Annotated in this window: 21 protein-coding genes and 1 pseudogene; 2 read left to right on the top strand and 20 right to left on the bottom strand. The window is 33.6% G+C overall.

Features of this window, described 5'->3' with window-relative positions; genetic code table 11:
- The 6 genes from ACUXVC_RS12765 to ACUXVC_RS12740 form a co-directional block, all read right to left on the bottom strand.
- Positions 1–789 carry an enoyl-CoA hydratase gene (locus tag ACUXVC_RS12765; protein ID WP_098587937.1) on the bottom strand — a complete coding sequence of 263 codons (789 nt, stop codon included), beginning with the start codon at positions 787–789 and terminating at the stop codon, positions 1–3.
- Between the two features lie 4 nt (positions 790–793).
- Positions 794–1,705, bottom strand: coding sequence for a hydroxymethylglutaryl-CoA lyase (gene mvaB / locus ACUXVC_RS12760; RefSeq protein WP_089171048.1), 912 nt, complete (start codon positions 1,703–1,705; stop codon positions 794–796).
- Between the two features lie 21 nt (positions 1,706–1,726).
- The gene (locus tag ACUXVC_RS12755) at positions 1,727–1,942 is read right to left on the bottom strand and encodes an acetyl-CoA carboxylase biotin carboxyl carrier protein subunit (RefSeq protein ID WP_001987345.1); all 216 of its coding nucleotides are present in this window, start codon (positions 1,940–1,942) and stop codon (positions 1,727–1,729) included.
- 26 nt (positions 1,943–1,968) lie between these two features.
- A complete protein-coding gene (locus tag ACUXVC_RS12750) occupies positions 1,969–3,306 on the bottom strand; it encodes an acetyl-CoA carboxylase biotin carboxylase subunit (RefSeq protein WP_048558513.1) in 1,338 nt (445 codons plus the stop codon).
- Between the two features lie 15 nt (positions 3,307–3,321).
- Positions 3,322–4,467 (bottom strand): acyl-CoA dehydrogenase, encoded by a 1,146-nt coding sequence (locus tag ACUXVC_RS12745; RefSeq protein WP_000397279.1) that lies wholly within the window; start codon positions 4,465–4,467, stop codon positions 3,322–3,324.
- Between the two features lie 216 nt (positions 4,468–4,683).
- Entirely contained in the window at positions 4,684–5,652 is a 969-nt protein-coding gene (locus tag ACUXVC_RS12740; protein ID WP_088021974.1) for a YbgA family protein, read from the bottom strand.
- Between the two features lie 233 nt (positions 5,653–5,885).
- On the opposite strand from ACUXVC_RS12740, the gene ACUXVC_RS12735 reads away from it, so the two are divergent.
- On the top strand, positions 5,886–6,185 hold the full coding sequence (locus ACUXVC_RS12735) for a WGxxGxxG family protein (protein ID WP_000728156.1): 300 nt from the start codon (positions 5,886–5,888) through the stop codon (positions 6,183–6,185).
- Positions 6,186–6,306: 121 nt separating this feature from the next.
- Here the strand turns inward: ACUXVC_RS12735 and ACUXVC_RS12730 are convergent, their stop codons facing one another.
- The 9 genes and pseudogenes from ACUXVC_RS12730 to ACUXVC_RS12690 form a co-directional block, all read right to left on the bottom strand.
- On the bottom strand, positions 6,307–6,960 hold the full coding sequence (locus ACUXVC_RS12730; protein WP_088021973.1) for a TetR/AcrR family transcriptional regulator: 654 nt from the start codon (positions 6,958–6,960) through the stop codon (positions 6,307–6,309).
- A 24-nt stretch (positions 6,961–6,984) separates the two neighbouring features.
- Positions 6,985–8,004 (bottom strand): ABC transporter permease, encoded by a 1,020-nt coding sequence (locus tag ACUXVC_RS12725; protein ID WP_095690886.1) that lies wholly within the window; start codon positions 8,002–8,004, stop codon positions 6,985–6,987.
- On the bottom strand, positions 8,001–8,726 hold the full coding sequence (locus ACUXVC_RS12720) for an ABC transporter ATP-binding protein (RefSeq protein ID WP_088021971.1): 726 nt from the start codon (positions 8,724–8,726) through the stop codon (positions 8,001–8,003). Before ACUXVC_RS12720 ends, ACUXVC_RS12725 begins: the two co-directional genes overlap by 4 nt.
- A 188-nt stretch (positions 8,727–8,914) precedes the next feature.
- Entirely contained in the window at positions 8,915–9,166 is a 252-nt protein-coding gene (locus tag ACUXVC_RS12715) for a hypothetical protein (protein ID WP_000548621.1), read from the bottom strand.
- Between the two features lie 215 nt (positions 9,167–9,381).
- On the bottom strand, positions 9,382–10,224 hold the full coding sequence (locus ACUXVC_RS12710; RefSeq protein ID WP_053564455.1) for a metallophosphoesterase: 843 nt from the start codon (positions 10,222–10,224) through the stop codon (positions 9,382–9,384).
- Between the two features lie 396 nt (positions 10,225–10,620).
- A pseudogene (locus tag ACUXVC_RS12705) lies at positions 10,621–10,722 on the bottom strand (DUF2179 domain-containing protein); the annotation flags it as partial.
- 18 nt (positions 10,723–10,740) lie between these two features.
- Positions 10,741–11,301, bottom strand: coding sequence for a GNAT family N-acetyltransferase (locus ACUXVC_RS12700; RefSeq protein WP_048656286.1), 561 nt, complete (start codon positions 11,299–11,301; stop codon positions 10,741–10,743).
- A 156-nt stretch (positions 11,302–11,457) separates the two neighbouring features.
- Positions 11,458–12,384, bottom strand: coding sequence for a class A beta-lactamase Bla1 (gene bla, locus ACUXVC_RS12695; protein WP_016512811.1), 927 nt, complete (start codon positions 12,382–12,384; stop codon positions 11,458–11,460).
- Between the two features lie 217 nt (positions 12,385–12,601).
- On the bottom strand, positions 12,602–14,734 hold the full coding sequence (locus ACUXVC_RS12690) for a peptidoglycan D,D-transpeptidase FtsI family protein (RefSeq protein WP_000662990.1): 2,133 nt from the start codon (positions 14,732–14,734) through the stop codon (positions 12,602–12,604).
- Positions 14,735–15,117: 383 nt separating this feature from the next.
- Here ACUXVC_RS12690 and ACUXVC_RS12685 point away from each other — a divergent pair, with 383 nt between their 5' ends.
- Complete coding sequence (locus tag ACUXVC_RS12685; protein ID WP_098976585.1) at positions 15,118–16,878, top strand: peptidoglycan D,D-transpeptidase FtsI family protein; 1,761 nt, start codon at positions 15,118–15,120, stop codon at positions 16,876–16,878.
- Positions 16,879–16,889: 11 nt separating this feature from the next.
- Here the strand turns inward: ACUXVC_RS12685 and ACUXVC_RS12680 are convergent, their stop codons facing one another.
- The 5 genes from ACUXVC_RS12680 to mgtE all read right to left on the bottom strand — a co-directional run bounded on the left by ACUXVC_RS12680 (position 16,890) and on the right by mgtE (position 23,511).
- A complete protein-coding gene (locus ACUXVC_RS12680) occupies positions 16,890–17,720 on the bottom strand; it encodes a hypothetical protein (RefSeq protein ID WP_053564458.1) in 831 nt (276 codons plus the stop codon).
- Entirely contained in the window at positions 17,710–18,243 is a 534-nt protein-coding gene (locus ACUXVC_RS12675; RefSeq protein ID WP_053564459.1) for an RNA polymerase sigma factor, read from the bottom strand. Before ACUXVC_RS12675 ends, ACUXVC_RS12680 begins: the two co-directional genes overlap by 11 nt.
- Before the next feature lie 437 nt (positions 18,244–18,680).
- Complete coding sequence (locus ACUXVC_RS12670) at positions 18,681–20,648, bottom strand: penicillin-binding transpeptidase domain-containing protein (RefSeq protein ID WP_000737758.1); 1,968 nt, start codon at positions 20,646–20,648, stop codon at positions 18,681–18,683.
- A gap of 279 nt (positions 20,649–20,927) precedes the next feature.
- Entirely contained in the window at positions 20,928–22,025 is a 1,098-nt protein-coding gene (locus tag ACUXVC_RS12665; protein ID WP_089171040.1) for a phosphodiester glycosidase family protein, read from the bottom strand.
- A 157-nt stretch (positions 22,026–22,182) separates the two neighbouring features.
- Positions 22,183–23,511: a magnesium transporter gene (gene mgtE, locus ACUXVC_RS12660; protein WP_446026113.1), complete on the bottom strand. Its 1,329-nt coding sequence runs from the start codon at positions 23,509–23,511 to the stop codon at positions 22,183–22,185.
- Positions 23,512–23,691: the final 180 nt, after the last annotated feature.

Genomic DNA, 23,691 nt, shown 5'->3' with positions numbered 1-23,691 from the left:
TTACTCCCCCTTATACGTTGGTGTGCGTTTTTCCTTGAATGCTTGTAATCCTTCTAATCTATCTTTCGTATGGATTACACCTTCATACGCTTGTTTTTCCATTTGTAATCCGGTATGTAAATCAACTTGAATACCGTTTGAAATCGCTTCTTTTGCTAATCGAACAGCAATAGGTCCATTACTAGCAATTTTCTCTGCTATTTCAATCGCTTTCTCTTCAAGTAAATTAGCTGGTACAACAAATTCTACTAAACCATATTCTTTTGCTTCTTGCGCTGAAATACGTCTACCTGTATAAATTAATTCTTTCGCTCTACCAACACCAATTAATCTCGGTAAGCGCTGTGTACCACCCGCTCCTGGTATAATTGCAAGTGTCGTTTCAGTAAGACCAAGACTTGCAGATTCAGCAGCAATTCTAAAATCACAAGCTAAACTTAATTCCGTACCACCACCAAGTGCGATTCCATTTATAGCAGCAATAACTGGCTGTGGTAATTGTTCAACCATCTCCATAGTAGTGCGAATCATACTAACAGCATGGCGAACTTGTTCTTCATTCATATCGGCACGCTCTTTTAAATCTGCACCAGCACAAAATGCTTTTTCACCAGCACCAGTCAAAATAACTACACGCACGTTTGAATCTTCACTTATTTGAGTTAATATAGTTTGTAATTCATCTAATAATGCTAAAGATAATGAGTTTGCTTGTCTTTCACGATATAACGAAATCTTTACAACGTGAGGTGTTACATAATCAACTGAAATGTTTTGTAATTGTAGCATCTTCTCACCTACTTATCGTTTTATGTTGAAGCGCTCTATACACATGACTCGGTAATTGGATATTTAATTTACTTTGAATAAATTGACTTGCTCTCAATAACTTCTCTTCATCAATATTCGTTTGGACTCCTAACTTATGGAGCATATGTACTAGGTCATCAGTAGCAACATTACCTGATGCTCCTGGTGCATAAGGGCAGCCCCCGAGTCCACCACAAGAACTATCAAACGTTGTAATACCGTATTCTAATGATTTAACTACATTCGCTAGAGCCATTCCATACGTATTATGAAAATGCATTGCAAACTGCGAAGCATCATACTTCTTTAATAGATATTCTAATACTTGTTCTACTTGTAATGGATTCGCTACACCGATTGTATCCCCAAGAGAAACTTCATAAATGCCGTATGAAAATAGTTGATTACATAATTCGTCAACTGCTGTAACACTTATATCCCCTTCATAAGGACATCCAAATACAGTAGAAACATAGCCTCTTACCTTTTTCCCTTCGAATAATGCCTGTTTTGTTATATCTTCAATTACAACTAATGCTTCTTTAATCGATTTATTAATATTACTTTTATTATGAGATTCACTTGCTGATAAAAAAACATTCACCTCATCTACATTTTGCAAAAAAGCTCGTTCCAAACCATTTTGATTCGGAACAAGCGCAGCATATGTAACATTTGGATCCCTTTTCAGCTCAGAAAATACATCATTTGCATCTGCTAATGCAGGGACCCATTTTGGGTGAACGAATGAGGAAACTTCAACATACGACAATCCTGCTTCTGTAAGTAGTTGAATCCATTTTACTTTATCTTTTGTGCCAACAATCTTTTTTTCATTTTGTAAGCCATCACGTGGCCCGACTTCTTTAATAACAGCAAAATTAGGTAGTTTCAATTCGCTTCCCCCTATATCTCCCTATTCAATTTCTAATAATACATCTCCTTCATTTACAAAATCGCCTTCTTGCACATTAATTTTCATAACTGTGCCAGCTTCTTCTGAAATGATTGGAATTTCCATTTTCATAGATTCCAAAATGACGACATCCTGCTCTTCCTCTACTGTATCTCCTACTCCTACAACAATCTTCCAAACGTTTCCTGCCATCGATGCGTATACTTTCGTCATCATTTTTTCCCCCTTAATATTGTTAAATCTTATTTTTTAACGAGTTGTTTCGTTACAAAACCCGTTGTATAAATACCCTCTTTGAACACTTCGTCTTCCAAAACTTGCAGTAGCATTGGCGTGTTCGTTTTAATACCTTCTACTTTTAATTCTTCTAGAGCATCATGTAATTTCGAAATTGCTTCTTCACGAGTCTCGCCATGTGCAATGACTTTCGCAATCATTGGATCATAGAAAGGTGTAATCGTTACATGATTTTCTAAGAAGTGATCAATCCGTACATTTGACGGTAATGTTAAATCTGTAATTTTCCCAGGTGATGGGAAGAATGTTTTCGGATCCTCTGCATAAATACGAGCTTCAATGGCATGACCACTACGTTTTACATCATCCTGAGTAAATGATAGTTTCTCTCCACTTGCGATAAGGAGTTGCTGTTCTACAAGGTCTAATCCCGTAATTTCTTCTGTCACTGGATGCTCTACTTGTAATCTCGTATTCATCTCTAAGAAATAGAAGTTCTTCTGATTATCTACAAGAAACTCAACTGTACCTGCATTTGTATAGCCAAGTGCTTTGGCAGCTTGTACAGCAACTTCTCCCATCGCCTTTCGTGTACCTTCATCTAAAAATGGTGAAGGTGCTTCTTCGATTACTTTTTGATTTCGGCGCTGTACCGAACATTCACGCTCCCATAAATACACTGTGTTACCATGTGTATCTGCTAAAAGCTGAATTTCAATATGATGCGCATCTGCTATATATCGCTCTAAATACATTTCTCCGTTACCAAAGAAGTTTTGCGCTCTTGTTTTATTACTTTCAAACGCTTTGGTGAGCGTTTGCTCAGTTTCCATCAACTGCATACCAATGCCTCCGCCGCCTGCGGATGCCTTAAGCATTAAGGGATAACCAATTTGTTTTGCAATTTCAATTGCTTCTTCAGCAGTTTCAATATTTGTAGTAATACCTGGGACTACTGGGACATCTGCTGCTTGCATTGCGATACGTGATTCGATTTTACTTCCCATCTTCGTAATGATTTCTTCTGAAGGACCGATAAATACGATTCCTTCTTCTTTGCAACGAACCGGAAAAGACGGATTCTCTGATAATAAACCATAACCCGGATGAATCGCTTCTGCATTTGTCTTCTTAGCTATTTCAATAATTTTTTCAAGGTTTAAATAACTTTCTTGAACACGCGGTCCACCTACTAAGTAAGCTTCATTTGCCATCTTCACATGAAGGGCATTTTCATCTGCTTCAGAATAAATAGCAACAGTGCGTATGCCAAGTTTTTGACAAGTTTTCATAATACGAACAGCAATTTCCCCGCGATTCGCAATTAATATTTTTTGAAACATAGTGATTCCTCCCTTTTATCTACATCCTAAATGTCTAGCAATTACGAGACGTTGAATTTCAGAAGTTCCTTCACCAATTTCTAATAGTTTCGCATCACGAATATGTCGTTCAACTTCATATTCACGCATATAACCATATCCACCATGAATCTGTACTGCTTGATTCGCAATACGGCTTGCTGCTTCCGATGCAAATAGTTTTGCCATTGCCGCTTCTTTGCCGAAAGGTTTATCGTTATCTTTTAACCAAGCTGCTTTATGTACTAAATTGCGTGCTAGCTCTACTTCAGTCGCCATATCAGCTAATTTAAATTGAATCGCTTGGAAATTAGAGATTGACTTTCCAAATTGTTGACGTTCTTTCGCATATTGTAATGCACGTTCAAAGGCTGATTGCGCAATGCCAACTGCCAATGCAGCGATTGAAATACGCCCTCCATCAAGTGTATATAAAAATTGTTTAAAGCCTTTATTTACATCACCAAGAATATTTTCTTTCGGTACACGAACACCATCAAGTACGATTTCACAAGTATTAGAAGCGCGAACACCCATCTTATCGTAAGGACTTGAAATCGTTAATCCTTCACTCGTAGTAGGCACGATAAATGCAGAAATACGTTTTCTACCATTCTCTTCAATACCGTTGACAGCGGTTACAATAATTGTATTTGCATACTCTGCGTTTGTAATCCAACACTTCTCACCACTGATTACATACTCATCACCATCTAATACCGCTTTCGTTTGAGTGCCACCTGCATCAGATCCAGCATTCGGCTCCGTTAATCCGAAGGCACCTAATGTTTTACCTGACGCCATTGGAACTAAATACTTTTGTTTTTGTTCTTCTGTACCGAAATAATAAATTGGAGAAGCACCTAATGAAATTGTTGCAGCATAGCTTAAACCGGTGCCACCACAAGCGCGACCAATTTCTTCAACTGCTAACGCATACGATACTGTATCGCCACCTGAACCTCCATACTCTTCTGGGAATGGGATGCCTAATAATCCTAGTTCGCCCATTTTTTGAAATGTTTCATATGGAAACTCTGCAGTTTTGTCATAATATACAGCTTTCGGTGCGATTTCCTTTTCAGCAAAGTCACGTACCATTTCTTTAATCATTTGTTTTTCGCGAGTTAGAGTAAATTCCATTCCGCTACACACCCCTTATCGAATATTGAGTTTCGACAGCGTGCGAGTTTCTACTACAAACATAACAACTTAAAAGACAAGAATATTAGTTAGACAATTGCTACAATTCTGTCATAACTTAATTTTAAAACAGATTCTGTACTAATGCACAAAAAAATTCCTACATTGTTCTACAACAACATAGGAGGTTTTGTGTCGAATTATGTAATTTATTGTTTAATAATCTCTACCTTTTCCGGAATCAGAAATTTCTACTAATGCTTCAGGGTATGGTTCGAAATATGTTTGTCTTAATAAATACTTTTCATCAAATCGAATAGCCCATGATTTTAAAATTGTAAGTAAACTACTAAGTGGTATTTTCTTTTCTGCATACTTTTGTAACAGTTCTATAAAATGATCTTTTTCTTGTTTTTTTAACTTTGTTTTAAAATATCCAAAAATGTGCTCGCATACATTTACATTCGATGTATAACGGGGCGTACGCATAAATAATTCATATAAAGTCTTCTCATAGTTTTCAAATACCACTTCAATCTTTTCATTTTTTTGATTTGCAATTATACGCCCTAATTCCTTTTGTTTCACCTGATTATATGCCATAAATAAATATTTATTGTCCGACTGAAACGATACAAGGTCTTTTATATTTTTATTATGTTTAATCATTTTGTAATATGCGATTGTAAATAGCCTTGTAAAGAAATGCTCTCTAATAATAAAATTCGACAATCTACCTTCCTCTTCTATAGGAAGATGCGAAAATTTTTTTACTACTGCTCCGCCAAATAAGCCCGATCCTTTTCCCTTTGCTGGCGCTTTTTCAAAACCAGAATAAATTTTCACATCACGCGTACCACAACTTGGTGAACGATTCTTTAAAATAAAACCATCCACATCCGATATCGTTTGTAAAAAGTCATTTGAAAACTGCTCCATTTTTTCAGTTACATCTTCTCGTGTCGACGGTTGCACAAGTCTATTCTCACCATTTTCTTCTACAATTCGTATCGTTTCACGAGGAGTCCCCAATCCAATCTCGACTTCTGGACAAACAGGTATAAATGTAACAAATGGCTGCAAATTTCGTATTGTTACATCTGGAATCATCTCTCCATTATAACGACAAGCATCAAATTCTAAACATTTACTTACGACGATTGTAGGTTTTGCAAATTGTCGCATCTTATTACCTCCTTATTACTAGTCCGTATAATATAAATTGTACTAATATTAACATTTTAAGCAAAGTTTGATTCAGTTATTTTTATGAGAAATATATATCCAATGATATATTAACAATCATTCAACTCTATTTTCTATAAATGTGCGCCCTATTAATGAGGGTTTAGATATTGTGAAATGAATAATACACACATGCTTCGGAGAAATTAATGATTAAGAAAGGAGGGATTGTTATGAAAAAGAAATTATCATCTATTTTAAGTGTTTTAGCACTATCTATTATGTTTTTAGGTACATCTACGCAAGCTGAATACGATGGAAATAATATGAATAGAGTTAATAACACTGATATTTCAACTCGAGTAAATGACAATAACTTAGACAGAGTTAATAATGATGTAAGAACTCGAAATGTAAATACAACAAATGATTTAAATGATAATCGTGATAAAAATAATAATTGGGCTTGGCTTGGTTTATTAGGACTAGCAGGATTATTAGGTCTTAGAAAAAGAGACAAAGAAACACGCTGATTTAGAATATTTTTAGTAAACAAGTACTTATTTATCAAAAATATATAATGAAAATAAATCGCCTTTTTAAAGGCGATTTATTTTTACTTAAAAGTAATGTATGTAATTCACACTTCGACGATTAAATTCGTGGAGTTAATCCATACAATATAAATTGAATCGTATTTTCAATTTCCATTTCATCATCCCATTTTTCTTCAGGCAATAATAAAAATCTTGTTAAGAGTAAACCTAATACAGCTGATAAAGTAAGACGTAGTACGGAAGATGGTGGTATCTCAATAATTTCCCCTTCTTCTTGAAATTTCACAATCAACTTTTTGAAATGTGAAAACAGTTCTGTTTCTACTAATTGCTGTATTTCATTTTTTAGTTCTGTTTGGAATGGCACCTCTTGAATTAATATTTTTATCATAGGAAAGTGTTTTTGAGCAAATTTAAACCTATTATGAATTACAACCCTTAAAAGTCCTTCGTATGATTCATACTCCGATTTAAATATTTCTTTTGCAAAGGTTTGTACAAAAAATGGTGCAGCGAACTTAGTTAAAGTTGGCATTACGACCGCTAGTAATAAATCTTTTTTCGTCTTATAGTAGCGGAAGATTGTTCCTTCCGCTACACCAGCCCGTTTTGCAATTTCACTTGTTGAAGTTGAAGCGTATCCTTTTTCTCCAAACATATCAACAGCCGCCTCTAATATTCGCATTTGACGTTCATTTCGTTTATCCGTATTAGTTGCAGCTATTAATTCCTCCAGCCAATCCTTCTGCATTTATAAAGCTCCTTTTTGTCATTATTATATTTTGCGATGTTTCTTTAAAGCAAATACATTTCCTACTGCAAATAATATTGAAAAAAGTAATAATACAGTAAGATCTAATGCAATCTCTGTAAACCCTTGATTCCGAATCATCACTTGTCTCATTGCGTCAGCGCCGTATGTGAGCGGAAATAATTTCCCTAACATTTGTAGCCACTTGTTCATAGATTCCATTGGAAACAATCCAGAAAAGAAGATTTGTGGCACAATAACAAGCGGTATAAATTGAATCATTTGAAATTCATTATTTGCGTATGCCGATAAAAACGTACCTAATGTTAGTGCAGTTAAAGAGAGCATACATGTAATAAGTAGCGTTAGCCATATAGAGCCAGCTACATATAAATCTAAAATATAAACGGAAAAACTTACGATAATAATGGATTGTATAAAGGCAAAGATTCCAAAACCAATAATATAACCTGCGACTATTTCCCATCTTCTTACTGGGGTGGATAATAACCTTTCTAGCGTACCACTTAAACGTTCTCTTACGAAGGATACACCTGATAATATAAATACAAAGAAAAATGTAAAGAAACCAATTAATACAGGACCAAGCCCATCAAACATCGTAAAGTCTTTAGAGCCATGTAAATAATTTACTTCAGGTTTCATAATCAATACATCATTCTTCTCTGTGCTTTTTTGCAATACTTGAAGTACAGCACGATTTTTTGACGAATCACTACCTTCCAACAGAAGTTTCATTTTTCCATTCTCTATTCGAAGTATTGCATCTACCTTTTGTTTTTCTAACTCAGAAATCGCGTTTTCTTTACTGTATTCATAAATTGACGCTTCTTGATTTTTCATCACTTTTACTATTTGAGCGGGCATATCAACAACAGCAATTTGCGGTATATAGTCTTTTTGTGTAAACACTAGCGATAATAGCCAAAGTAATAACATTGGTGCCCCAAACATCATCGCTAACGAACGCTTATCTCGAAAAAATTGGCGAATAATACGAATGATTACACCAGTAACTCTCATGATGGCACCACCTCTTCCAACAAAAAGACATCTTCAATCCGTCCAGATGACACGCGTTTTTTTAATTCTTCAGTTGTTCCAACCGCAACTAGTTTCCCTTCTCTAATTAACCCTAGACGCTCACAAAATTCAGCTTCATCCATAATGTGCGTCGTTACTATAATCGTTGTACCTTTCTTTTTAAGTTCATAAAATTTTTCCCAAATCGTTTTTCTAAGAAGCGGATCTATCCCCACTGTAGGCTCATCTAAAATTAATATTTCTGGTTCATGGAGGAGTGCTATTGCTAATGATAAGCGTTTTTTCATTCCACCTGAAAATTGTTGTACTTGCTTTTTCATATACTGTGACAATTGTACAAGTTCAAAAACCTCTGCAATTCTTGTCTTTTTACGTTTTCCCTTTAGTCCATACATCGTTGCTATAAAATCTGCATTTTCATATGCTGACAATTCTTCATATAATGCATCCGCCTGGGCCATATAACCAATTCGTTTCATTTCATTTAAATTAGGCATATTAGTATTATTAACAAGCACTTCACCTTTCGTTGCCTCATTAATACCTGCAATCATTTTAATGAGCGTTGTTTTCCCCGATCCAGAAGGTCCAACAAAACCAAAAATCTCTGCTTTTTCAACTTGCAATGAAAGATTGTGTAACACTTCTTTTTTTCCAAAACTTTTTGATACAGTCCGTAAAATAATTGAAGGTTGTTGCACGTTTCATCCTCCTTTTCCAATAAAAATGAGTGAGTACTCACTTTTATTTTACTCTTGCTTAATTATATGTCAAACTTCGTTGATTAGTATGTATGTTCAATCACCGATATTAAACAATGAAACAGAGTCGACATTAGAATTTCATTTCCTAAAGTCGACTCTGTTTCATTTAAACTATAAATTTCACTTTACGTTTTTAAATTCATATACTTCCGAATTCTAGCAACGTCTAAAGAATATTCAATAACTAATTGCTGTAACGGTAAAATAACTGTGTCAGGATATAAATGTGCATATTGTAATGTTTCTGCATATTTTTCTAACCTTTTTTCTAAATACTTTATTATTTGATCAGGATGACTTACTAATAAACATTTACAATAATAATGGATTTGTTCCTCAATCGCCGTGTATTCTTCAATTTCATATTCTTTATGCATGTGTACACCCCTTTAAGTTTTTTATATGAATTACTTATCACAATTTTCACTCGACAAATTTTAAGTTTTTTGATTATTTACACTATAACAAACACTGAGGGTCAAATTTTGTTACTTTATGTAACGTAGAAAATTTTTAACAAAATTGTAATGTTTACTCCTGCAAAATACAGAAAGCCCCTTTACTCATTTTTGTATAAAAAAAATCGTACAGCTTAATTTAGCTGCACGACTACAATTTCTGGCCTATTCAAAATCCTTTGCGGAATGATACTATTTCCTAATCCTCTACTCACTACCATTGATGTATTTTGTTCTACATATAAACCCGCTGTATATTTAGGTAAAACACCTTGATTTGGCGCAACTAATCCTCCGATAAATGGCAATCTAACTTGCCCTCCATGAGCATGTCCCGATAAAACCAAATCCAACCTCTCATTCGTATATTCCTTTATAAATTCAGGCCGATGGGATAATAATACATTATATTTATCTGGCTGCATTTCAATTTTCGCTTTTTTAATTTCATCTATTATAATATTTCCTTCATCACGGTTTCCAGTAACAAACTCTGGATCATCAATACCTAGCAAGTTTATTTCTTGCTCACCCTTTCGAATGCCTACATGTTCATTCCTTAAAACATTGACATCATATTTCTTCAACTCTTTTTCTAAATTGTTATACTTTCCAGACCATTGTTCATGGTTTCCTGTCACAAAATATACAGGATATTTCTTTACAATTTCTCGTATTAATTGCATACTAACTTCTGCATCGTATGATTTACTGTCAATTAAATCCCCCGTAATCGCAATAATATCTGGGTCTATACTTTTTATTTTTTGAATTAACACATCTTGATTATCGCCAAATTTTTTATTGTGTAAGTCTGAAATTTGTAGAATTTTATACCCTTTAAAAGAGGATGGTATTTTACTAGAGGTTATTTTAACCTCAGTTATACTTATTAAATTGTTCTGTAAATATAAAAAGATACTACAACCTACTAATGTAGCAATAAGTAATATACTTCTTTTAATCTTCTTGCTCATATTCCCTCCTAAAATCTTCATCAATACTACAATTCTCAAAAACATTTCAATAGATTATTCTTTTTATCTAACGGTTCTCTTTTAAAGTGAAATCGATTTAACTACGATAATCAAGTACAAGTTTCTAATTTTAGGAACTGAAGAACTTATATCACTCTGTTGAAGTAAACATGCCCGGTTCTGTTCTAATCGTAACTCTATCATATAACATTAAAGCCGAAATTCCCAAGTTAAGGAATTTCAGCTTTTTGAGTTCGTATGAATATCTTAGTTTTAGTTCTATGTATCTTGCTGTTGTACATCTTAGTACATACCAGTTGTCTCTCTATATGTGGTGAGTTTTTTATCTTTTTCAATAATCAACTATGTATAAAACATTTAACTTAGTTAATACCCTTAATGAATATCATGCTTTTTAAAGTTTCCGCCTTGTACTTCCGCAACATCATATACAGTGACAAAGGCATTTTCATCAATTTCATGAATAAGTTCCTTCATTGTTTCTAAATTTTAAAATTATGTAGCGTCATTCCATTCAGACTTCAATATTGAATATTGATATTCATCAATCCACTGCCCTTTTAGCATGTAATTCTGTAATAAATGACCTTCTCTCCTCAACCCCACTCGTTCTAGTACAGAAATAGACTTATTATTTCGAACGTCCGAAAATGCAATCACTTTATGTTTCCGTAATGAATGAAATATGTAATTCAGTAAGGCACAAACAGCTTCAGTTGCATAGCCTTTCCCCTGATATTCTGGAGAAAGAGTAAATCCAATTTCTACGATGCGAGGTTCATTTACAAGTGTGTGAAGTGCACAATCTCCAATTATTTTGTTATTTTCAGCCAAAGCAATTGCGAACTGGAACCAAGTACCTGGTAGATTAGGATTATTTTTAACTTGTTCATTTACAAACGTTTTAGCCTCATGATATTGATAATTAACCCATGACTGAAATTTAGCCACTTCTGGATTAGAACGATAAAAATGAAAGTAGTTAGTGTCATCCATACTAAACCTTCTCAAAACAAGACAATCTGTTCTCCAAAAGACTTGATTGTCATTCTCCATAACTATTCACCCTCTTTTCTACATTAATTATACCTTTATAATACATAGGTATAAATAGTTTACATGCTTATAAAAAAAGCGATTCTTTTCACATTAAAAAGAATCGCTTTCCAAGTTCTTATTTTTAATTATATTACATAAAGAATTGAAAGATTTTTACTTAAGAGCCTTAACTATAACTTCCGTTGCCTCTGCAATGAGTTGATTATCATAGGTAGCCTCTTTCTCATCTTTACTAGATAAAATTGCGATGATAATTGGTGCTCTATTTGGAGGCCAAACGATAGCAATATCATTTCTTGTCCCGTAACTGCCAGCACCTGATTTATCTCCAACTACCCAGTCAGTTGGTACGCCTGCACGAATAAGTTTGTCCCCTGTAGCATTTCCTTTCATCCACTCTGTAAGAATTTTACGTTTTTCAGCTGGAAGTGCATTTCCGACCGTAAAAGCTTTAAGATTCGTAGCAATTGCTTTCGCTGTACTAGTGTCACGAATGTCTCCTGGAATAGCTTCGTTTAATTCTGTTTCAAAGCGATCAGACATAGTAACCCGATCCCCCATCTTTCTAAGCGCTTTTTCATATCCTTTAGGTCCGCCTATTTTATTAAATAAAATGTTCCCTGCAGTATTATCACTTGAACGAACAGCAGCCTCAGCAATTTCTCCTAGTTTCATTCCAGTATCTACATGTTTCTCTGTAACAGGTGAATAATCCACTAAGTCTTCTTTCGTAAATGTGATTACTTCATTTAATGTATCAATTGAGTTTTGCTGTAGTAATACTCCTGCTGCTAAAGCCTTGTAGGTTGATGCGAAGGCAAATCTTTCGTTAGATCGATAAGAAATTGTTTGATTTGTACCAGTATCAATCGCATATACACCTACCCGAGCATCAAATTTTTTCTCAAGTTGAGAGAACTCTTTATGCGTCGCCTGATTTTTATGTTTCACTTGTCCAGTCTTTTCTTTCGCTTCAACTTGCAGTGCCCCCCCTGTAAAAGCTTCTAGGCTTGTAATACTTAAACCTAATATACCAACGCATATTCCTATTTTTAGCATCCTCTTATTTTTCAAAATCATCATTCCTTCCAAATTTTTAGCACCTTTTTATACGTACACATAATAGACAATCACCGAACCAAATTTGTTCCATAAACTAAAAAAATTATAGCTAGTATGAGAGTTATTAACAAAATAAGAGATAGTAGCTACGACGCCTCTATCTCCTATTTCATATTTCATTTTTTTACTTATAAATGGCTTTATATGAACAGGGTCTTTCCCTGAGAAAAGTACTCTAATTTTGCTTAGAACTACCTGTACTAGTAGCTTCACCATGTATACGTTGCTGTTTTAAATCAAAGTATACATCTAATACTTCCTTTCCGATTATAGAATTAATTCCATTTTTATCATCATGAAGCCATGGAACTACTACGGAAAATGCTACTTCTGGATTATCATATGGAGCATATCCAACTAACGTTAAGTTGTAACATTCCATACGTTCTCCTTTTGCATTTCTACCAATCGGGTCATCTCCACCATATACAGTTTGGGCTGTTCCTGTCTTTCCTGCTGGTTTATATGGCGCGTTTTTGAAATATTTCACGCCAGTTCCATCACCTTCTTGGAATACCCATCTAAACCCTTCTTTTATCCGATCAATATGTTCTTTCTTCATATCAATTCGATTTAATACGACAGGCTCTATGGAACGTATAACTTTGCCAACCTCTTCTTTTATTGATTGTTCTCGTATTTCTTGTACAATTTGAGGTTGCATTCTATAACCACCATTCGCAATCGTTGAAATATATTGCGCTAATTGCAACGGCGTATACGTATCATACTGACCGATAGAAAAATCTAGTAAAAATCCAGGTTGACTATCTACTTTTCTCGTTTGTCCAATTATTTCATTCGGTAAATCAATACCTGTTGGGACACCTAAACCAAATTGCTTGAAATAATAGCGCATCGTATCAAATGCTCCTTGTTTAATATCCAATGAGCCATTTGGTACGTAATTAACTCCCGCAATTTTTAAAGCTGTCTGGAACATGTATACATTCGAAGATACTTGTAAAGCCCGTAAATCATTAATATTACCAAATCCGGATACATTCCACGATTTCTTAGCTTGTGTACCTTTAAATTTCATCGGCGCGTCATAAAATTGATCTCCTGGATGTATTGCGCCTGTCTCATATCCAGTTAATAAAGTAGCACCTTTTACAGCTGACCCTAGCTCATACGAAGTTGTCATGTTTCCTAATGCCAAATCCTCAACCTCTATTTTCCCTTCTTTTTCTACAATCTTTTTGCCTGCCATTGATAAAATTTGTCCGTTATTTGGATTCGTCATGACAACAAAAGCTCGATCGAGCAGTGGCTCTGAACTCTTAAAAGCTCTCAAGTTTTTCTCTATACTTTCTTCCACTTTCTTTTGTAATTCCATATCAATCGTTAATGTTAAACTATTACCACTTTTTCCTTTAGAGATTATTTCTGTGCTAACAATGTTTCCTGATTTATCAGTAATATTTTTCACTTCTTCTTTTGTGCCGTGTAATACATCTTCATATCGTTGTTCAATATAACTTTTTCCAACACGATCATTACGGTTATATCCACGTACTAAATAAGAATCTAAATTTTCTTTCGGTAATCCTTCTTCACTACTCGTAATATTTCCTAATACAGAACGAAATAAATTACCGTTTACATAATTACGTTCCCAATCAACAGTTGCATCTACTCCTGGAAAATTCGCAAGATTTTCGCTTATCCGCGCATACTCTTCATCTGTTACATCTTTTTTAATGATTTGTGGTGTTAGTTGATAACCTGAACTCATTTTACTTTTAATAGCTAACACCTTTAAATCTTGTGCTGTTAATTCTGCTAATTCTACCTCTGTAACACGACCTCGTCTTAAGTCTTCTATTTTTTTATCTAACTCTTTTCCCTCTATACCCTTTTCTTTAAACTTTTCTATATCTTTCTTAGTAATCTTTGTCTCCGCACGTTTCGAATTCAACTGCATCCAAAAATCTTTTTTATCGATATCTGTTAATTTATTTATATCTTGTTCAGGCATTTCAAGTACTTTCGCCAAGTCTTTTGCTGTTTTTAAAATATCTTCACTCGTAATTCCCTTCACCCTTGTATACGTAATTGTGCGAAGAGATTTATTATTAACAACTGTTTTCCCTTCTCGATCTAAAATTTGTCCACGTGGAACTGGAATACTAGTTATTGCATTTTGACTACTTTCCACTTGGTTCTTATAAGCCTCTCCCTCAACGATTTGTACCTTTCCTAGCTGCATAATAATAGCTGAGAATAGTACAAATATGCAAAGGAACATTATATTTAATCGAATAGATATATATGTCTTCTGCTTCTTGCCTTTTTGTTCTTTCATAAATCCTCCATTTAATCCTTTCAGAAATTGCTACAAATACTAAAAGCATTCCTTATATATTAGATACCGATAATCGGTTATAAATATCGCCTCAATTTTTTGCTTCATCCTTGTAAGCAACCATTCCTTTTCGTTTAGCTACGGAATTAATAACTCTCCCTTCCTGTTTTCTCTCTATTTTTTTGCCACTTGCATGAGAAGTGCTAAACTGTATAATGACTCTTATTAAACTTACATATAAACTTGCTAGTAAATTTTCATGCTAATTATTCCTTTCTTCATGCTGTAATACTTAATAGACAACCTAAACAATAAAGTTGTTCCACATTTACAAAAAAAATAATTAAATATAAGATGAAATAGGCTACATAAGGGAGGGTTATATGTTACATATAAAAAGATGGAGATTTTTTGCGGTTTTTTCTATCGTAGGTTTGATTTTACTAATTTTATTAAAAATCAACTTCATTTCAATTACTATCGCAACTTCTTCAGCTGAAAGAGGAAAGATTTTTGATCAAAATGGTGTAATACTAGCTACAAATAAGAAAGTTAAGTCTCTATATTGCACTTCTAATGACGAAAAGCTATCGAAACAAGATACATCAAACACATTAGCTTTTTTTAATCAATTTTCAAGCGAGTTTCAACATGATATTTCTACAGAGAACCTAAAATCTCAATTACAACAATCTTGTAAAAAGCAGACTATGAATGATATACCGTTATACTCTGATATAACTGAGAATGAACTTGCATTCATAAACAAAAACAAACCCAATAATGTAATAATTAAAAATGAATGGATTCGATATTATCCTAAACACGAAATTGGTTCACAAGTAATTGGGTATGTAGAAAATGACCTTAATTCAAAGCATAAGGCTGTTGGAAAAAGCGGGATTGAGCTGCAATATGAAAATGATTTAAAAGGAAAATCAGGTAAAACTCTTATTTTTAAATTGAATAATAAAAAATTCTTATGGAATATTCAAAAAGTACAAAAAGGTAAAGATGTACGGCTAGCTTTAGACTCTGAGTTGCAGCAAAAGGCAGAAGAAGCATTAAGATCTCAAATTAAGAAAACACCTGATGCTAAAGCTGGTTATGCTGTAGTAAGCGATGCAAAAACTGGCGCAATTTTAACTATGGCCAACACGGCAGTTTTTGATCCAAATATATTAAATACACGTGTATCTTCTAGAAAAGAAAACATTAACTCTCTTTCGCAAAATAAAGCAATTCAAAAATTAAAGTATGGTGAATCTTATGTAAATATGGCTTCTACTATAAAACCACTCACTATTTTAATTGGATTAAACGAAAAACTTTTTCAACCCGAAGATACTTATTTAGATAAAGGTACTTTTCAGTATGATAGTCAAAATAACATTACGAATGCACCTGGAACACCAACAGGTGAGATTACACCGAGGCAGGCTATCATTAATTCATCTAACACATTTATGACAGCAAAAGTAGCTCTGCCCTTATTCAACCAAAATAATGGAAATATAGAAAAAGTAGCACATATATGGACAGATTATTTAATGCAATTCGGCCTACGTTCTAAAACCGGGATTGATTTGCCCTTTGAAGAAGACGGACAATATGAATTCCATCCATCTAATAAATTTGAAAATGGGATTTCCGCTTTATTAAATGCCTCTTGGGGAGGAAATGAAGTGCATACTCCTCTTCAACTCGCTCAATATGCAGCAACATTGGCAAGTAAAGGTGATAAATATAAACCTCAAATCGTAAGTGCCATTATTGGTCAAGATGGTAAGGAAACAAAAAAGTTTAAACCCATTTTAGAAAGTTCAAATCGTTACCCGATGAACTTTTGGAGTGTCGTGCAAGGTGGAATGAGTCAAAATATAGAGGAAATTAAAAAGTTGCCCTTTGACGTCGCAGGTAAAACAGGTATTACAGGTTTTCCAAATGAGCAAGAAAGAATGATAAATCATTCTCTTTTCATTGCTTATGCTCCTACTGAAGATCCACAAATTGCCGTTTCTGTCGTTATTCCTGGTAGTAATTCAGAAAAAAACATCGCTGCTCTCGTTACATCAGAAGTTTTAAAGTCTTGGAATATACTTCAAAAGAAGGATAAAGATAAAGAGGAAGGTTCATTAAAGTGAACCTTCCTCTTTTACCATATAGATTCTATATTCGTTATTTCCCATATACCTTCATGATTCTTTTCGAACATGAAAGAATATTTAATATCAGTTAAAATATACTTTTTTTGTACATATCCAGTAGTATCACCGTTAATAGTCGATATTTTTATATATCCATCATTCTGCACTTTTTCCGGGATCCAAGCTTTTACCATTTCATTAGATACTTCATATAAAACTTTTGATTCTCGGTTTGGTTCAGCTAAAATTTTCGTTTTGTTTCCAGTAACAGTTGCATATATAAAGTGTTCTTGCTTTAATTGATTACTTTCTGTCATTCCACTTGGCACTTTGTAAACTTTCTTCTTATCATTTACAAATTCTCCCCCCATTGCAAGGGCGACTTGCAACTCATGAAAAATATCTTCATCAAGCTTCAATTCATCCTTCTTATAACTCTTCCCTTTAAATAGAACTTCATCATTTAACGCTTTGTACAAGTCATTTTCATTTTTTGAGTTCGTACTTTGATATAGTTCATTCATAAATTGTTTTAGTGATGGATCTTGAGCAGACTCATCTTTTGTTTTAGGCTTAATTTGAGTACTACTTTGTACTGGTGATTTATTATCATCAGGCCAAGGTTGTTGAACAATAAAAAATAACATTGTACAAATCAACACAACTACAACAGGCAATACTTTTTTACGAAATGGTCTCTTATTTGTTACAGAATCCACTTCACTATTTTGATATACCGATTGCTTTATTTTATAAATAAATTCTTCTTCATCTTTCCGATGCTTCATTGGGCCTTTTTTCAATTTACTATACCAGTCAGGATTTTGTTTATTGTTCATCACTACTACCCTCCCCTATTAGTTTTGAAACCTTACTTCTCGCTCTACTTAATCTCGATTTTACAGTTCCAATGGATACTCCTAATGTTTCAGCCATTTCTTCATATGATAATTCATATTTTGCGTCCAATATAATTATTTCACGGTGCTTTTTAGGTAGTTTTAATACAACCTTCCACACCTCATTCATCTCTTCTTGGTTAAAAAATTCTTGTTCTGCTGACAGGGATTGCTTATCGTCACTAAAAAATCCTATTAAAGATATCCTTTTAAAATAGGAGGATTTCAAATAGTTTATTGCCGTATTTCTTGTGATTTTTAATATCCACGTTTTAACAGATGACTCCTTTCGAAATGAATTCCAATTTTTAAACACCTTTATAAATACATCTTGTGTGATATCATCTGATAAGTGTGGATCTTTCGTAATAATAAATGAATAATTCCATACATCTTGCCAATAGTCTTTTATAACATAATCCAGCTCATCATGATTACACTTTTCAATAAACGTCTGTTCCATTTCCACACCTCAAACTTATTTGAATAAACATAAAAACTGCCCTCACTTTTATTATGGTTTCAATATATAGACAAGATACAAGTTTCATTTGTTCCATTGTTTATCTTTTTTCAAGCAGAATAATACTACTAAAAAACAAGTAAAGCATACAATGATAAAATTCTACTCATGAAAATCTGTCTTTTGAATTTAACGTAACACTCCACTTGTCCATTTCAATTTGCTATACTCTTCTATTTACCATTAGCAATGCCAACTTTTCAGAAATGAAAATTAAGATAAGGTATTAACTTTCTAGAGTCGCAGCAAAAAAGCATTCTCGATTAGAAAGAATGCTTTTTTGAAATTTCATTGCTCTATATTTTCACCAATTTATATCTTTGAGTTAAGCAAACATGTAATAAATGTAGTCAAAAAATTCACCTTATAATTAAGTATTATTTCTGAAATACATGTTTTACTTTTTCACCTGGAACGTTACTTCCCCCTCTTCCTTTTACATCTTCAATCATCATTGTAACAATCATGTCTGGCGCATTTGCATCGAAAGCTGCGAACCATCCCAGTTCTTTTCCGTCTGCTTCTTTCGACTCTTTCAGTTCTGCTGTACCAGTTTTACCAGCAAGCGTTACACCATCAACCTTTGCAATTCTCCCTGCACCATCAGGGTCATTAATGACTTTGATTAATGCACTCTTTAATATTTCTTGATTCTTTTTAGAAACCACATTTTCTTTCCAATTTCCTGCTACTTTTGCTTCTTTTAAAAGATGTGGCGACGGAATATTCCCTTCATTCACAATCGGTGCATATGTTAATGCTAAATGAAGTGGCGTCATTAATACTTGTCCTTGTCCATAGCCCGTGTCTGCTAGTTGAATATCGTTTTTTATCCCATCTTTTGCAATGATTGAAATAGGAAATTCGTATTCGATTGGTAATTTTTCATAAAATCCGTACTTTTTAAATTCCTTTACATACTGATCTTTTCCCATTTTCAAAGCTTGTTGAGCAAAATAAATATTATCAGAGTACTTCATTGCCTTATCAAAATCAATTGGACTTGCATCCTTTACACGCGTTACATAGTAATTTCCCCAAGATGAATCTTTTGTCCACTTCAATCCTTGAATTTTAAATTCTTCCTTCGGATTTATTGTGTTTGTTTCCAAACCAATTGCACCTGTGATCGTTTTAAATACGGAACCTGGTACAAATGCTTGTGTAAAGCGATTCGTCATTGGTAGTTTCGAGTCGTTACTCCATGCTTCTCGTTGGGCTTTCGATGCTCCTCTAACTATTATATTTGGATTATAAGCAGGGCTACTTACAAGTGCGATTGTTTCACCTGTTTTAGGATTGACCGCTGCACTAGACCCTGCTTCAGTTTTCATCTCATTAAAGATTTTTTCTTGAATTGCAGCATCAATTGTTAACGTAACATTTTCTCCTTCTTTTGCTTCTTTTTTTGCTACGTTTTTAATCTCTTTCCCCTTCTCATCTTCTATAAATACGCGTCCACCCTTTTCACCACGCAATTTATTTTCTAACACTTTCTCTAAACCAGTCTTACCTACTAAATCATCTGCTTGATAACCTTGTTTTTGAAGTGATTTTAACTCCTCCGCATTCACCTTTCCTATATATCCAGTTAAGTGTGCCGCTGCTTCACCTAATGGATACGTACGAATATTTACTGGGTGAGATGAAACTCCTTCTAATTCAATATAATCATTCTGTCTGGTTCCCTCTTTTAAAATGCCAATTGGTACAAAGGAGTCTGGTTTTATCCATTTCGCTGTGAGCTTTTGTTCGACCTCTTCTATAGACATATCAAGTAATTGTGCTACTATTTCTTTCGTTTGCGCTGCTGTTTCGCCTAGTTTCTCTGGAATAATTCCAACCTCAGTCGCTTTACCATTCGTTGCAAGCCCTTTTCCATTGCGATCATATATTTCTCCGCGTTTTCCTTGCTCTATTTGCATACGTACTTTGTAATCTTTTTTCATACCTGGGAAGATGAAGTCTGGTGTCCAATCTATTTCCCAAGACTCTTTATCTTTCACAAGTTTTGCTTCATGGATGAATGAAACTGGTCCTACATCCGTATCCATCTTAACTTCAAAAAGAAAAAGCTCTTTATCTTTCGTATTCTCTCCTTTCATTTTAACTTTTAAATTATTAGCTCCAATCCCCTCATAGATTTTTTGATATTTTTCTGTGAATTCTTTTTTAGAAATCGATTTTTTGGCATGGTCTGATAAATGATCATACATATTTGCAAATTTTCTATCATTCCATAAATTGATATATTCTTCAAATGCTTGTTTTGGTGGTTCGTTTTTATTACATCCTACCAACAAAACTGCGAAACAAACGAAAAGCAGCATCCATAATTTTTTCAATTCAATCTTCTCCCTTAGTTAAAAATGATGATTCCTTTCGTAATTTATTTAATAAAAAATGTTTTAACGCTTAATAGACAGTGAAAGTAAGGATATTGTTCCATATTTACAAAAAACTAAAAAAGAGTGATAAGAATTCCGTAAATTTGGAATCCTCATCACTCTCATTTGATATTGTGCAAATCATGAATATGAAATAATAATTTCTAATTTCAAAAAATAATTTCAATTTTCCAACTAACGAGATAAAAATCATGTATTTGTTCTATTTTTAATAATTCATAAATTCGTTGAAATGTTCGCATCAAATTCATCTGATGTTTTGGTATCTATTTTTCTCCCATCAATTGTCATCTTTATTTTTTGTTTTTGGTTTGCTGTTACCACCCAAGCATTAGGTAAATAACGATCTTCATGTGATAATGTAGAAGGTGAATTTATAACCTTTCCTCCTAAATATAGAGTAGCAGAAGAACCACCATCCATAGCCATTGCATTTATAGCACCTTTTTCATATAGAATATCTTGACACTCTTTTAACGTAGCCCCTATACTATGCGTCTGTCTACCGTCAATGACTAGAAACATAATTGTACCATCTTCTTTTTGGGCCATAATACTTCGCGGAGCAGAACCCCAACCACCGTCTCCTTCTGTAATCATTTTTTCTCCATTTACAATTAACTGTGGCATAAATCCTGCTGCTGAAACGACTTGTTTATCCAAAAGTTGTTGTGTAGAATAATTTCCTGTTATCATTTGTCCAAACTTTGTTAAGCCTGTAATAATTGTAGGGGTATTTCTATCCATATTCGTATCAATAACTTTCCCATTTTCTATTACAATTCCAGTAGCAACATTTCCTCCACCCCTTCCTGTTTCATCTGCAAATCCACTTGCATTCACAGCAACAAGTGCATGATTACGCTTTGCCATTACGCTAATTTTTTCTCCTCTGTTAGCGCCCTGTGTTCCTTGATGGCTAACAAGTTTAACATTGAAGGGATTGCTAATAGTAACTAAATTTCCTTCAAAAAGAAAGCGACTATCTTTGTGACTTTTAATCGTTTCTACATCAATTTCTAATGGCTGATTTTTAAATTCTTCTAATCTTTTTCCTGCTATTTTTTTATAAATATGCTCATCACTATTTGACCATTTCGGATGATTAATTCTATCTTGCAATTTATCTAGTTCCTTTTGGGATAGGAATGTATATTTCGCATATTGCGGATGCTGAGAAGTTAGTATACTCCCAGCCATTGTTATGCGAAGCTCTCGGCCATAGCTAGTACCAAATAATATGCCTATACCAATAAGCATGAAAATAGACAATAGAAGCAAAATTCGTTTGAAGATTTTTCTGAGATGTTTCATAGTTTTATCCTCCAGCATTCATTACATTCAATAAATCCATTAAAATATTATTTATCTAAATACAAAAGTGTTTGATTTCCTCATGTCTGAATTCCCCAATATACTTTAGCAATTCAGGCAAAATACTTATTCCGATTTTCGTTTTTTTAGTGTATATTTATAAATTTAATAACGTTTTTGCAACCATGAAATAAATTACTAATCCTGTTCCATCAACAAATGTTGTAATAAATGGACCTGAAACAACTGCAGGATCTAATTTTAATTTTCTTAGAATTAAAGGTAAAACAGCTGCTACAAGAGAGGCCCAAATAACAATAAATAATAAAGTAATTGCTACAACTTGTGCAACTTCTGTTCCAACTCCTAACATATAAGCACGAGTGAGGCCAGCTATTCCAAGTGCAAGTCCGAGAAGCATCCCTATTGCAAATTCCTTTTTCATTACACGGAAAATATCTTTAAATTTGACCTCTCCAATACCGATTGCACGAGTAATTGTTGCTACAACCTGTGTTCCTGTATTCCCACCAGTACCTACTAATAACGGAACAAAGAAAGCAAGGGCAACTACAGTTTCAATTTCATCTTCAAAATACTTTAATACTGTACCTGTATATGCCTCAGCAACAAAAAGAAGTAATAACCATGGTAGGCGTTTTAAGAAGATGCTCCAAATGCTAGCTTCAAAGTAAGATTGATTCAATGGCTCACTTCCGCCTAACTTTTGAATATCTTCTGTAGCTTCTGCTTCCATAACATTCATTACGTCATCAAAAGTGATAATACCAATCATTTTATTATTTGCTGTTGTCACAGGTATTGCTGCTAAATTATAATTCAGTAGCTTTTTTACAACTTCTTGCTGGTCAACTTCAGCTTGTACTGAAATTACCTCTTGAATCATAATAGTAGATAATATCTCTTCATCTGCTGCTAGTAATAACTCATGTATGGAAACGATTCCCTCAAGATAACCATGACTATCTAGAACATAACTATAAGATATTGATTCTACATTTTCAGAATGTTCCCTAATGTACTTCAATGTCATTTTTACTGACCAATTTCCTCTAACTGCAACAAAATCACTTGTGATAAGACTTCCTGCCGTTTCAGGTTTGAAATTCATCAATTTTTTTACGTTATGTTTTGTAATTTTGTCTAGATACGCCATTAATTTAGCTTGTTTTTCAGGATGAACCGCTAGAAGTAAATCTACTAATTCATCAATCGGTTGTAAATTTAGTAACTTTTTAGCTTTGTTTTCAGATAAGTGAATTAAGATATTATATTTTTCTTCTGCACTCATATATTGAAGAATTTTAGAGCTTTTTAATACGGGAATCGTATTTAGCAATATGATTTGATCTTCAATTGAAAATCTTTTTACTTCTTGCGCAACATCATACGACGGAAGACGTAAAACTTTCTCTGCATCCAAATTATTTTTGGTTACAAGTAATTCTTTTAATAATTTCTTCATGTTAACTCCTCCTCATATTGCTAAGGGAGACTCTAGAGTTTCATGAGTGGTTTTGTTTTATTTTATCTGTCTTAAATTTTTTATTAGAGCAATAATAGTTACATTGCAATCAATCCATTATTTAGAATTACCTCCTTTTTGAATATAGACAAGATAAAACAAATAACATTAAACAGAAAA

The organism is Bacillus sp. N6 (assembly GCF_052805735.1).
Note: the sequence above shows the minus strand (reverse complement) of the source record. Positions and strands in the feature narration are given on the sequence as shown.